Source organism: Mergibacter septicus (genome assembly GCF_003265225.1).
In the GTDB taxonomy this organism is placed as follows: domain Bacteria; phylum Pseudomonadota; class Gammaproteobacteria; order Enterobacterales; family Pasteurellaceae; genus Mergibacter; species Mergibacter septicus.
The window spans coordinates 752580-766175 of record NZ_CP022013.1 but is presented as its reverse complement, the minus strand read 5'-3'; the positions used below and the strand labels follow the sequence as shown (position 1 = coordinate 766175).

Here is a 13596-nt window from a genome sequence, read left to right as displayed (position 1 = left end):
TGTTGTCAATAAAATTCAATGGTTAAGAAAAAGTTCTTAACTATTGAATTTAATCATACATATTATCAAGCCAAATTACTTAAAGTCACTGCCGATGTTTTTACACAATATGTAATTTTATATATAATAGCCAAATTTATTATTGTATATTTATCAGGTTGTTATAAATGAAACAAAAAATAACCGCAATAGAACATAAGCAGTTATTACTCAACACTCTTCTTATCTTTGATCAATTTTGTAAAGAACACCAAATTCAGTATTCCCTTGCTTACGGAACAATGCTCGGAGCTGTACGTCATCAAGGTTTTATTCCTTGGGATGATGATATTGATGTCTTTATGCTAAGAGAGCAATATGATAAATTTGTAACTTGTTGGCAAAAAGAAAATAATTCATTAACAACTAAATATAAATTATGGGATATAGAAAGCCCAGAAAATTTTTTTATTGGATATGTTGCAAAGTTTTTTGATAAAGACACTTTATTGATCGAACAAATAAATAAACGTGCTATAGAGTACGGTATTTTTATTGATATTTTTCCTTTAGATAATATTCCTTCTAACCAAGAAGAACAGCAAAAGATTTTACGTAAGCATCGTTTTTATAAGAAGATGTTAACTCATTTTTATCGACATGGTGCTTTACTTAATTTAATTGCTAAAAAATATAGTCGAAAAATCCCTTCAATTTATTATTTCTTAGATAAAATAACCAAATTAAATTACACCTACCCAAATACAAATTACATTGCCGCTTGTACCGTACCAGATAGAGATATTAGTAAAAATATTTATACCAAAGAGATGTTTACTAATATGATTAATCTTGACTTTGAAGGGTATCAATTTCCTGTGATTGCAGAATATGACCGTTTTTTATCTCAATATTATGGTGATTATATGAAACTACCACCTAAAGAAGAGCGTATTGGGCATAATGTTGAGGTATATTTACGATGAATATAGCACAAATAGTGAATTTATTTTGTCAATTTCTTCATTATCCTCAAGAGAAAATAATCGATTGTCAGATAATTGGAGGAATGACAAATTGTAATTATTTAATTACAACAAAGGATTTAGAACGCTTTGTTTTCAGAGTTTCTGGAAATGGTTCTAATGATTTAATTAACAGATATAATGAATATGAAAATAGTGTTTTAGCTCAAAATTTAGGTATTAATCCCAAAATAGTTTTCTTTGATGAAAAAAATGGTTATAAAGTTACTGAATATATTCCATCAGCAAGGACATTATCACCATATTCAATTTCAGCTAAATTAGATAAAATATTATCATTACTAAAATTATTGCATAATTCAGAGATAAAATTTTCAAATAAGTTAGACTATCTTCAAGAGTATAAACATTATAAAAATTTAATTAAAAAATATGGAATTATTCTCGAAAAAGATTTTCTTGAATTTGAAGAAAAAGCACTTTCTTTATATGATAAATTAGTTGAATTAGGGATAGAAAATAAACCTTGCCACAATGATTTAGTCGCAGAAAATTTTGTGATGGGGGAAGGCAATAATGAGGAAAAATTATATTTAATTGATTGGGAATATTCATCTATGAATGACCCTACTTGGGATTTGGCTTCATTATTTTTAGAAACTAGTATTAGTCCTCAAGCAGAAAATGATTTTATTGTGTCTTATTTCTCTGATTTAACTCAATTAGAAAGAGAAAAACAAAAGCAAAAAATTATTATTTATAAAATATTACAAAATACATTATGGTATTTGTGGACTTTAATTAAAGAAGCAAATGGGGATAATTTTGGCTCATACAAATATCGTCGTTTAGAGCAAGCTAAAGCTTTATATGCTGATTATATAATAAAATATTAAGTGGTATTTAAATGAAATTAAAATTAGATCTATTTAATATCTCAGTACAGGGTACTTATTTTGGTTTGCTTTCAGGTTTTTTATGGGCTTGTAATCTTACACTGATTAACCATATTATTAATTTCCCTAATTCTTTATATGAATTAGGCTTTATATCCATTGTTATTTTTTTATTTACCGAGTTATATGCCTTAATTTTATTGATTTTTTATAAAAAGAATATTATTAATCAAATAGTTCAACAGAAGAAAACTATTTTATCTCACGGATGGTTTTTCTTGATTTGTCCTCTTGGAATGCTCTGTTATGTTATTGCATTAATTAGTATGGGAGCAGAAAATACAGCCATTATTTCATCTATCTATCCAGTGATAGCGGTATTGTTAAGCCGTTTCATCTTAGGTAAAAAACTCGCCTTCATTCAATATTCTGCTATTATATTGACTGTTATTGGTATCATCATTTTATCAGGTGGTATTCATCTAGATCTATTAAGTGTATTAGGTTTTATTTTTGCTTTTAGTAGTGCAATGTGTTGGGGAGCTGAGGCTATTTTATGTGATTATTATTCTAATCAGAAAGATAATATACAATTATTTCCACCAGAATTACTACTTGCAATTAGGTATTGCTGTTCAATAGGATTAGGCAGTATAGGGATAATATTATTTTTTATCTTTCTAAAAGAAAAGATTTTTTTAACAGAAATAAATTTATTTATTTTTTTATTAAAATTAATACCTATTTCTATTTTAAGTTTATTATCTTATTTTTGTTATTATCAAGCAATTAACAAAATTGGTGCTGTATATGCAATTAATTTAAATATTAGTTATATGTTGTGGGTGGTGATTTTTTCATTATTTTATCAATCAATAAGCTGGGAAACTATTTTAGGTGCTAGTTTTATCTTATTTTCAGTCATAACCGTATCTCTTAAAAGGAATAAAAAATGAATGCAATTATTTTAGCAGCAGGATTAGGATCTCGTTTTAAAGAATTAACTGAAAATAACCATAAAGCTTTATTTAATATTAAAGGAAAGCCTAATTTAGAGAGAACAATAGAATATTTACATCAAGCAAAAATTTATGATATTACAATCGTAACGGGACATAATAGCCACTTATTATCATATCTAACTGATAAATACCAAGTAAAGTTAGTTTATAATGAAAAATATGCGGAATATAATAATATTTATTCTTTTTTTAAAGCGATAGATAATTTTCATCATTCTTATGTTATTGATGCTGATGTAGTATTATTTAAAAATATATTTTTACCTCAAAATGACTATAGTAGTTATTTTTTAATTCAACGTGAAAAAACTCATAATGAGTGGATACCGCAGGTTAATTCACAAGGGTTTGTTGAAGAAATTATGGTTAGCAGTGAAAATCGTCCGTCATTATTGGGTGTTTCATATTGGAAACCCGTTGAGAGTGGAAAAATAAAAAAAGCCTTAAATAATTTTATGATGCCTGATTTATTATCAAACCCTAAATTATATTGGGACGATATTCCAAGAGGTTTATTAGAAAACTTACAAGTGAAAACTATTCTTCTAGACCAAAATGATGCTGGAGAGATGGATAATTTAGAGGATTATTTATCTTTGCAAAAATAATTTTTAAGGAACAAAGTGAGAATGTTGCAAGATAGACAAAATCAACATAACGGAGAGTTTGATTTAATTCGTTACTATTTTAATCGGGAAAATACTAATAGCTTAAACGGTAGTTTACGCCAAGATGTTAAATTAGCAATTGGCGATGATTGTGCTGTAACTTGTTTAAAATCAAATCAATATTTAGCAATGACAACAGACACTTTGGTTGAAGATACGCATTTTTTGCCTTCAATTGATCCTGCCGATTTAGCTTATAAAGCAGTTGCAGTTAATTTAAGTGATTTAGCAGCAATGGGAGCAGAACCTGCTTGGATTTCATTAGCTTTAACTTTACCTAGTGTTGAACATAGTTGGTTATCTCGTTTTAGTGAAAGCTTATTTTCTATTCTCAATCAATATAATGTTAATTTAATCGGTGGTGATACCACTCGAGGAAAACTTTCGCTTACCTTAACTGCTCACGGTATATTAACTGAAAATAAAATTTTGTATCGGCATACTGCTAAGGTTGGAGACTGGATTTATGTTTCAGGCTATTTAGGAGATAGTGCAGCGGGATGTCAGTTATTGTTAGAACAAAATACAAATAGCAATATTCAAAATTGGAATAAAGATCAAAAATATCTTATTGAACGACATTTAAGACCAACGCCTAGGGTATTAATTGGTACGGCTTTAGCGGGCATTGCTAATGCTGCTATTGATCTTTCTGATGGGTTAATTTCTGATTTAGGGCATATTTTAAACCGTAGTCAATGTGGTGCAGTTATTGCGCTTGAAAATTTACCTTTATCTGCCCCATTATTGCGTCAGTTAGGAAAACAGCAAGCTGAAATCAGTGCGATTAGTGGTGGTGAAGATTATGAATTATGTTTTACGGTAAGTGAAGAAAATTGCACTGAAGTAGAAAGGGTGCTAAATAATTTACAACAACCTTATACTAAGATTGGACAGATTATCCAAGGTAGTCAGTTATTTTTTGAACGTAAAGGTCAACTCGTTGAGTTTCCAAACTTACAGGGGTTCGATCATTTTAAAGGTTAGAATATCTATGGCAGATCAACAATATCAACTTGCATTAGAACGTATAAAATTAAGTAATCCTATTCATTTTTTAGCGGTTGGCTTTGGTTCAGGATTAATAAAAGTTGCACCGGGGACTTGGGGTTCTTTAGTAGGACTAGTTACTGGTGTAATATTATTAAAATTATTTTCTATTCCTTTCTTTTTATTATTTATCCTTTTTTCTTTTGCTTTAGGTTGCTATCTTTGTCAAAAAACCTCTGATGATATGCAAGTTCACGATCACGGTGCGATTGTATGGGATGAAATTGTGGCTGTTTGGCTGGTATTAACTACAATTCCAACCATTAATTTAGTGTGGGTGAGTTTTGCTTTTCTTCTTTTTCGTTTCTTCGATATTATCAAACCTAAACCTATTCGTTATTTTGATCATAAATTAGATAATGGTTTTGGTATTATGTTTGATGATCTTCTAGCTGCAATTTATACAATTTTAGGCTTATTATTATTACAGTGGTTATTTTAGTAAAGCATAGAGGAATAAGATGTTGTGGAATATTTTATTTGTACATTTAATTGGTTTAATGACACCGGGACCTGATTTTTTTTATATCACTAAAACATCAACAGGTAGTAGTCGGCGTAATGCTATTTGTGCTGTGGTAGGGATTACAATTGGAGTATGTTTTTGGGCGGCTTCCGCAATTTTAGGCTTAGCGATTCTTCTACATAATAATCCAGAATTACACGGTATTATTGTCTTATTAGGTGGAAGTTATTTAACTTATATTGGAAGCAAAATGTTGCGTTCAAAACAGAAAGTAGTTTTTAGTGCATTAACAGAGGTTGAAATTAATCGTCAAACTAGTTGGTGGCACGAAATTATAAAAGGATTAATGGTAAATTTATCTAATGCAAAAGTCGTTATTTATTTTAGTAGCGTTATGTCTTTATATTTATCTGGCTTAAATGGTATCGAACAAATTCTTATTGTTTTTTTCCTTATTATTGTCGAAACCTTTCTCTATTTTTATTTAGTTGCGATTTTATTTTCCCACAAAATCGCAAAACATCTTTATGCTACTTATAGCCTGTGGTTAGATCGTTTTGCTGGTATTGTTTTTAGCTGTTTTGGTGGGTATTTAATTTATACTGCCTATGGTTATTTCATGCTTTAATAGGAAGACTATTTTTTCTCCTGTTCTAACAACTCTTTTAAACTTGCTCGCATGATGGATACTTGATCAGCATAGCGAGCTTTTGTTTCTCTTTCATCAATCATATACATAATTGTTTCGGATAAAGTCATTTTCATTTTTTTTGAATAACGTGAAAGACGAAGCCAGACTTTGTAGTCTAAATCGATTGATTTTTTTTTCGTATGTTTTTTTTCAGCATTATAAAAGCGTTTTCTTTTTGCTCTGATTGCTTGATCAAGTTTAACAATTAATTCTGGCGATAGATAATTGGCTATCCATTGATTAATTGCTTCAGGTTGGTGAAGTAATTCTATTAATCTTTCCGTCTCTGCAACGGCACGACTTTTTTCTTGATAGGCAGTGATGTTTTCTCCTTCACGTGCTTTTCTTGTTAAATAAAGCCATTTCCAATGTGATTCTTGATTATCTAATTTTTGATATTTCATTATAAATGCCTGTTTGATAGTAAAATTATTAGTATTTAGAGTTACAGTGTAACTAAAAGTGTAGAATAGAGAAGCTAAATTTACAAGCTTTATTTAGTCGTTTTGGACTTATCTTGTGTATAATATCCGCTTAACCCAGTAAATTTAAACAGCTATTTAAAAGTGAGAAAAATGTGAATTTATTTCGTTTAAGTCGAGAAAATCTTGAACCTCAGTTAACTATTCCCGTAGAGTATCAATCTGTTTCTTATTTTGACTTACAACCTAGAGCTGAAAAAGCGTTACAAAATTTTGTTACAGATCCTGTATCTAAATTATTAATCTTAAAAGGAGAAAATCATATTACAACTTTTCAAAATATTGAAAAGTATCTTTTGGCTTATTTTACTGAAACAGAGCAGTTGACTGGTGTTCATTATCGAGTGAGTCATCATGCTTCAGGGGAATATAGAATTACGCTTGAAACCGCTAAATCTAAACAAGATAATTTTATTGCTCATTATCAAGTAAAAAGTACGATGGTATTTGATGAAAATCTGCTGTTTGGATATGTACTACAACCGCCTGTTTCAGTGGAATTGCAGTTACAAGCAGGTTTAGTTCATCAAACTAATGGTGGTATCTTAATCTTACCAGTAGCACCATTTTTAGAAAATCCAGCGTTATGGCAACGTTTAGAAAAAATATTACTTACTCAACGTTTTGAATGGGTGAGTTGCAATCCTTTTAAACCATTACCTTGTCAAATTCCCGGTTATAATCTCGATCTTAAAGTTATCTTAATTGGTGATAGAGAAGAATTAGGATTATTAAATACACTTTCTCCACACCTGTATTCTTTTGCTGACTATGCTGAACTTGACCAATACCTTATGTTTTCAGAAGAACAAAAGTTGATTACTGAAAAATGGGTGAACTATATTCGTAGTTTAGTTAAAAATTTACCTGTTGCTGTTGATACTATACAACCGACAATTAGCGATCAGGCAATTAACCGTTTATACCAGTTAAGTATTCGAGAAAGTGAAGATCGCTATTTATTACCACTACCAGTTTCATTATCAGATCAGTTACGGCAAATATCCCATTTAAGTGCTATTTCTTCTCAAATTGAGGTAGAAGATATAGATAATTGGTGGCAAGCAAAAGTTGCTCAACGGAATTTATTACAACAACGGGTTTATGCTGAAATTTTAAATGAACAAGTTTATATTGCTACTGATGGTGAAGAGATTGGGCAAATCAATGGTTTATCTGTTGTAGAGTATGATGGTTTACCATTCAGTTTCGGGGAACCTTGTCGGATAAGTTGTGTGGTACGTTTTGGTGAAGGCGAATTATTAGATATTGAACGAAAAAATGAATTAGCGGGTAATTTACATGCAAAAGGTATGATGATTGCAGAAGCGTGCCTTGCTAATTTATTGGAATTACAATCTCAACTTCCTTTTTCTGCGTCATTAGTTTTTGAACAGTCCTATACTGAAATTGACGGAGATAGTGCATCTTTAGCGGCATTTTGCGTCTTATGCAGTGCTTTAGCTGAGTTACCTTTACCGCAAAACATTGCATTAACAGGAAGCATCGATCAATTTGGTTTAGTTCATAGTGTTGGTGGTGTAAACCAAAAGATAGAAGGCTTTTTCTCAATTTGCCAACAGAGAGGATTAACTGGGAAACAAGGTGTTATCATTCCTGCGGTAGTCATTTCACAATTGAGTTTATCACCAGAGGTATTGGTTGCACTAGAACAGCAACAATTTCATATCTGGGCAGTTGAAAATGTTGAACAAGTGATAAAAATCCTATTTAAACGAGAACTTTTAGATACAGAGGAGAATCAACATAACCGTCAAAAAGAGTCATCATTAATTGAATTAATCTCAAATCGAATTGAACAAAATAGCAGTTTACATCGCATAAAATATAAAAATTGGCTTACATCTGTTCCTTTTCGCGTATATCGTTATTTTCAACGATTATATAAAGAAAAAACAGAAGAAAAAATAGCAAAAAATAATTAACTAAATTGATATATAGCTAACAAGTGTTAGCTATTTTCTTTTATTTAAGAGTTTGCTAGAATTGAAAAATCGTCATAATTCCTATATTTAGGGTTTATTTTTTATTTTAGAGGATTACGAATGCAACACACTGAAACACTCAATACAGAAGAAGCTGTACAAACAAGTTATAAAAAACCTTCTTATTCTTATCAAGAGTTATTAGCTTCATCTCGAGGTGAGTTATTTGGAGCTGATGGTCCACAATTACCTGCGCCAACAATGTTAATGATGGATCGTATTATTGAAATGAATGAAGAAAAAGGATTATTTGGTAAAGGATATATTGAAGCAGAATTGGATATTCGACCAGATTTATTCTTTTTTGATTGTCATTTTATTGGCGATCCTGTTATGCCGGGTTGTTTAGGGCTTGATGCGATGTGGCAATTAGTAGGATTCTATCTCGGTTGGATCGGTGGTAAAGGAAAAGGGCGTGCTTTAGGTGTTGGAGAAGTAAAATTTACAGGGCAAATTTTACCAACAGCCAAAAAAGTGGTCTATCGTATTCATACGAAACGTGTGATTAATCGTAAATTAGTGATGGGTGTTGCTGATGGAGAAGTTGAAGTCGATGGTAAAGTGATTTATACCGCTACAGATTTAAAAGTAGGACTTTTCCAAGATACTTCAGCTTTTTAAAAAGGAATATTCTTTTTATCACATCTAATTTAGAGTTTATAAAAAAGCAGGTTAGATAACCTGCTTTAATTTTATTGAATAATAAATTAATCACAAATGACTTTAATGGCTAAACCACCTTGTGAAGTTTCTCGATATTTAGCATTCATATCTTTTCCTGTTTCGTACATTGTTTCAATCACTTTATCTAATGTGACTCGGGGTGCTGTTGTACGTTGTAACGCCATTCTAGCTGCGTTAATTGCTTTGACTGATGCAATCGCATTACGTTCAATACATGGGACTTGAACTTGTCCACTGACTGGGTCGCAGGTTAAACCAAGGTTATGTTCCATCGCAATTTCGGCTGCCATACAGACTTGTTCGGGTGAACCACCAAGAATCTCAGTAAGTCCTGCTGCTGCCATAGAACACGCTACCCCTACTTCTCCCTGACAACCAACTTCAGCCCCTGAGATAGAAGCATTCATCTTATATAAAGAACCTATTGCACCACAGGCTAGAAAATAACAGTCTCTCATTTCATCAGTTAAAGGGGTAACAAATTTATCATAATAGGCTAAAACGGCTGGAACAATGCCACAAGCACCATTAGTTGGCGAGGTAACTACCCTTGAACCTGCGGCATTCTCTTCACTGACAGCTAAAGCAAACATATTTACCCAATCGATAACTTTCATTGGATCATTAGAGAGATTGTTATTTGCTTCTAGTACTCGCCGCAAAGCGGTCGCTCGGCGTTGTACCTTTAATGGTCCCGGTAATAAGCCTTCTGTGGATAAACCCCGTTTAATACAATTATGCATTGTTTCCCAGATCGAACTTAAATGTTGGCTTAATTCATCTGCTGAGTGTAGGGCTAACTCATTTTGTCGCATAATACCTGAAATAGGTAAGCCACTATTATGGCAATGAGAAATAATATCTGCCGCATTTTGATATGGAAAAGGGACGCGTACTTTTTCTTCAACAGTTTGATCAAAATGATCTTCATCAACAATAAAACCACCACCAATAGAGTAGTAGGTTTGGCTATAAATTATCTCATCTGCACTATATGCGTGGATAATCATTGCATTATCGTGTCGAGGTAAAAACCGATACTGAAAAATTAAATCTCGTTCAATAACGAATTCAACTTCATATTCTCCTTGTAATAACGGTAAACGTCCGCTATTTCTTACCTGTTCAACAAATTGAGGTATAAAATCAATTTCTACATTATGGGGAAGATAACCTGCTAATCCCATTATGACGGCAATATCAGTGCTATGTCCTTTTCCTGTCATTGCAAGGGAGCCGAAGACTTCAACTTGTAACCGATCGACAAGCGGTAATTGATTTGTTTGTTTTAAGTGATCAATAAATGCTTTCCCTGCTTTCATTGGACCTACAGTGTGAGAACTAGAAGGACCAATCCCTATTTTGAATAAATCAAATACACTAATCATACATACCTATATTTTTATTTCTATTTATTTTGGCGAGCTAATATTACCATATTGCATAGTTAAATATCAGTAAATCAAAGAGAATTTTAAGCGTAAATTAGAGAAGATAGATAGTCTATCAGAGAATAACTTAATTAAAGGATAGTTAAGTGACATTGTCACAAAAGTATTGCTAAGTTATGCTTGTAAAAATTGTTGATAAGCTAAGATAAAATGATAAAAATCGTCTAGACCACAAATTGCAAAACTTTCTTCATCATAAAGATGCAAGCCTTCATCTAGCATTTCATTTATTTCATCAAGATTTTCATCTTCCATTAACCCATTAGCTTTTACTATCACTTCCATTTGAGATAGAAAAAGAGAGTATTCTCGCCCTAAAAATTGGTATTCTTTTGTATGATGAATTTTAGATTGTTGAATAAGGTCAATGACTTGCTTTAATTTAGTTAAATCGCCGTGAATTTCTGTATTGATCCAATGAGCAATAGCTTGGTGTTCCATTGAGCATTTCACATTTACTTTAGCATATCGATCACTTAAAAATTGATATTCCATTTTTACTACACCTTTAAAGTTATTAGAAAGCCCGCTAAGCGGGCTAATGATTAAATGCTAAATGAAGAACCACATCCACACGTTGTTGTCGCATTTGGATTATCAACAATAAAACGAGAACCAGTGAGACCTTCTGTATAATCTACCGTTCCTCCGATTAAATATTGTAAGCTCATTGGATCGACAACTAGCATTACACCTGTTTTTTCTATTGTTATATCGCCTTCATTGACTTGTTCATCAAAAGTAAAACCATATTGGAAACCACTACAACCACCACCCGTAATATAAACACGTAGTTTTAAATTTGGATTTTCTTCCCCTTCAAGCAAGGATTTTACTTTATTTGCTGCTGCATCAGTAAAATTAAGTGGTACGGCAACATCACTCATATCTATTTGTTCCTTAGTATAAATTAAATTAACTTATTATCTTATAAGCAAGCTAAATCTTCAAGGACGGGAGGGATATTATTCTGAAAAATTCCCCCTCCTTGTAGCAGTGGGGGAATGTATTTGAATTATTATTTATTGTGTAGCTTGAATAGCAGTTAATGCGATTGTATAAACAATATCATCAACTAACGCACCACGAGATAAATCATTTACTGGTTTCCGCATACCTTGTAGCATAGGGCCAATAGAGATTAAATCCGCAGAACGTTGTACTGCTTTATAAGTAGTATTACCCGTATTTAAATCTGGGAACACAAAAACAGTTGCTTTTCCTGCGACAGGGGAGTTAGGTGCTTTTGAACGAGCAACATCTTCCATCACTGCAGCATCATATTGCAACGGCCCATCGATCATAAGATCTGGACGTTTTTCTTGTGCTAAACGGGTCGCTTCTTTTACTTTCTCAACATCAGCACCTTGACCTGAAGTACCAGTAGAGTAAGAGATCATTGCAACTTTAGGATCAATACCAAAGGCTTTTGCTGAGTCAGCAGATTGAATCGCAATTTCTGCGAGTTCTTCTGCAGTTGGATCAGGATTAATCGCACAATCTCCATAAACTAAAACTTGATCAGGAAGAAGCATAAAGAAAATTGAAGAAACTAAAGAGCTACCCGGAGCAGTTTTAATGATTTGTAATGGTGGGCGAATGGTATTTGCGGTGGTATGTACTGCACCTGATACTAAGCCATCAACTTCATCAGCTTCCAACATCATTGTACCTAATACAACGGTATCTTCTAGCTGTTCACGGGCTTTTTCTTCCGTCATACCTTTATTTTTCCGTAATTCTACTAAGCGAGCGACGTATTTTTCACGGACTTCAGCAGGATCAATAATTTCAATTCCGTTACCCAATTCTATCCCTTGTGCTTCAGCAACACGTTGTACATCTGCAGGATTTGCCAATAATACACATTGTGCAATACCACGTTCAGCACAAAGTACAGCTGCTTTAACGGTACGAGGTTCATCACCTTCAGGTAAAACGATACGTTTTTTCGCTTGACGTGCTAACTCAGTTAATTGGAAACGGAATGCAGGTGGAGATAAACGATGAACACGAGCACTATCAGCTACCAATGAATTAATGGTTTCTTGATCGATTTGTGCTGCCATATATTCTTTGATTGCTTCAATACGTTCTCTATCGTCTGCTGGGACTTCAAGATTGAAGGTTTGCAAACTTAACGCTGTTTGCCAAGTGGTGCCTTCAACTCTGAAAATAGGTAAGCCTGTTTCAAATGCTTGTTCACATAATTTTGCAATATGACTATCTAATTTATAACCACCAGTAAGTAGCATTGCACCGATTTTTATCCCATTCATTGCCGCAAGAGCAGTTGCAACAATTACATCAGGGCGATCTGCAGAAGTTACAACTAAATTACCACTGCGTAGATGTTCGACCATATTTGGTAAACTTCTCGCACAGAAAGTAATACCACTGATACGACGAGTATGTATCTCGCCTTCTTTAATAATTGATGCCCCTAAATGTTTTGCAATATCAATTGCTCGTGTTGCAATTAAATTTGCATTCCAAGGGATACATGCAAGTAATTTGATTGGGCTGTGATTAAACTGTTGAATAATTTCATTTTCGCTGATATGAGCGTGTTGGAAGGAATCAAAAATTTCAGCTAAATCTGGACGAATGCGTCCGATAGAATCTGTTGGTGCATTAAATTTATTAATGATTACACCTAATAAATTTGGATTTCTCTTACCGCCAAATAAAGATGCTGCTGCCTCAACACGTTCTTTTAATTCTGAGGCTGAACTTAAACCCGGTGTTGCTGCTAAAATGATTTCAGCATCAAGAGCTTGTGCAATTTGATAGTTAATGCTATTGGCATATGAATGATTACGAGTAGGCACTAAACCTTCAACAATTACAACTTCATTACTTTTAGCCAATTTCTGATGACGTTCAACAATTTTTTCTAATAATACGTCAGTTTGATTTTGGCTAATCATATTTTCGGCTAAACCAGAAGTGAAGGTTTTAGCTGTTTCTATTGTTGGAGTATGATAGAGGATAGTAGTAGTACGATCTAAACCATCTTCTCCACCGTTAGATGGCTGAGAAATAGGTTTTATAAACCCTATTTTTACCCCTTTTTGTTCTAAGGCTTGGATTAAGCCTAAACTAATACTAGTTAAACCAACCCCAAGACTAATTGGGATAATCATAATAGTACGAGACATATTTAACCTTTTGATATTTTTTAAGCAAAAATAAACTGCCGACAAATGTCGGCA

14 protein-coding genes are annotated in these 13596 nt (G+C 32.6%); 9 read left to right on the top strand and 5 right to left on the bottom strand.

The features are described from left to right. Nucleotides 1-167: 167 nt before the first annotated feature. From CEP47_RS03735 to CEP47_RS03705, 7 genes are read left to right on the top strand one after another with little or no spacing between them, the layout of a single operon-like run. A complete protein-coding gene (locus CEP47_RS03735) occupies nt 168-965 on the top strand; it encodes a LicD family protein (RefSeq protein ID WP_261920893.1) in 798 nt (265 codons plus the stop codon). Then, a complete protein-coding gene (locus CEP47_RS03730) occupies nt 962-1861 on the top strand; it encodes a choline kinase family protein (protein ID WP_261920894.1) in 900 nt (299 codons plus the stop codon). The genes CEP47_RS03735 and CEP47_RS03730 overlap by 4 nt, the downstream gene beginning before the upstream one ends. An 11-nt stretch (nt 1862-1872) precedes the next feature. After that, complete coding sequence (locus CEP47_RS03725) at nt 1873-2817, top strand: DMT family transporter (protein ID WP_261920895.1); 945 nt, start codon at nt 1873-1875, stop codon at nt 2815-2817. Next, the gene (locus CEP47_RS03720) at nt 2814-3491 is read left to right on the top strand and encodes an NTP transferase domain-containing protein (protein ID WP_261920896.1); all 678 of its coding nucleotides are present in this window, start codon (nt 2814-2816) and stop codon (nt 3489-3491) included. The genes CEP47_RS03725 and CEP47_RS03720 overlap by 4 nt, the downstream gene beginning before the upstream one ends. Nucleotides 3492-3512: 21 nt before the next feature. Continuing rightward, nucleotides 3513-4538, top strand: a complete 1026-nt coding sequence (gene thiL, locus CEP47_RS03715; RefSeq protein WP_261920897.1) for a thiamine-phosphate kinase — start codon at nt 3513-3515, stop codon at nt 4536-4538. A 7-nt stretch (nt 4539-4545) separates the two neighbouring features. Beyond that, nucleotides 4546-5043 (top strand): phosphatidylglycerophosphatase A family protein, encoded by a 498-nt coding sequence (locus CEP47_RS03710; RefSeq protein ID WP_261920898.1) that lies wholly within the window; start codon nt 4546-4548, stop codon nt 5041-5043. Between the two features lie 22 nt (nt 5044-5065). Continuing rightward, entirely contained in the window at nt 5066-5695 is a 630-nt protein-coding gene (locus CEP47_RS03705) for a LysE family transporter (RefSeq protein ID WP_261920989.1), read from the top strand. A gap of 8 nt (nt 5696-5703) precedes the next feature. Here the strand turns inward: CEP47_RS03705 and matP are convergent, their stop codons facing one another. Beyond that, nucleotides 5704-6162: a macrodomain Ter protein MatP gene (gene matP, locus CEP47_RS03700; RefSeq protein ID WP_261920899.1), complete on the bottom strand. Its 459-nt coding sequence runs from the start codon at nt 6160-6162 to the stop codon at nt 5704-5706. Nucleotides 6163-6335: 173 nt separating this feature from the next. Here matP and CEP47_RS03695 point away from each other — a divergent pair, with 173 nt between their 5' ends. Together CEP47_RS03695 and fabA are read left to right on the top strand one after the other, a co-directional pair. Continuing rightward, a complete protein-coding gene (locus CEP47_RS03695; protein WP_261920900.1) occupies nt 6336-8186 on the top strand; it encodes a Lon protease family protein in 1851 nt (616 codons plus the stop codon). Nucleotides 8187-8306: 120 nt separating this feature from the next. Continuing rightward, nucleotides 8307-8867 carry a 3-hydroxyacyl-[acyl-carrier-protein] dehydratase FabA gene (fabA, locus tag CEP47_RS03690; protein ID WP_265482672.1) on the top strand — a complete coding sequence of 187 codons (561 nt, stop codon included), beginning with the start codon at nt 8307-8309 and terminating at the stop codon, nt 8865-8867. Between the two features lie 86 nt (nt 8868-8953). Here fabA and CEP47_RS03685 read toward each other — a convergent pair whose 3' ends face one another. From CEP47_RS03685 to pta, 4 genes are all read right to left on the bottom strand, one after another. Next, nucleotides 8954-10318 carry an L-serine ammonia-lyase gene (locus CEP47_RS03685; RefSeq protein WP_261920902.1) on the bottom strand — a complete coding sequence of 455 codons (1365 nt, stop codon included), beginning with the start codon at nt 10316-10318 and terminating at the stop codon, nt 8954-8956. Nucleotides 10319-10495: 177 nt separating this feature from the next. After that, a complete protein-coding gene (locus tag CEP47_RS03680; RefSeq protein WP_261920903.1) occupies nt 10496-10876 on the bottom strand; it encodes a YacL family protein in 381 nt (126 codons plus the stop codon). A gap of 50 nt (nt 10877-10926) precedes the next feature. Next, nucleotides 10927-11268 carry an iron-sulfur cluster insertion protein ErpA gene (gene erpA, locus CEP47_RS03675; RefSeq protein ID WP_265474553.1) on the bottom strand — a complete coding sequence of 114 codons (342 nt, stop codon included), beginning with the start codon at nt 11266-11268 and terminating at the stop codon, nt 10927-10929. Between the two features lie 135 nt (nt 11269-11403). Continuing rightward, nucleotides 11404-13542 carry a phosphate acetyltransferase gene (gene pta, locus CEP47_RS03670; RefSeq protein ID WP_261920904.1) on the bottom strand — a complete coding sequence of 713 codons (2139 nt, stop codon included), beginning with the start codon at nt 13540-13542 and terminating at the stop codon, nt 11404-11406. Between the last annotated feature and the right edge of the window lie 54 nt (nt 13543-13596).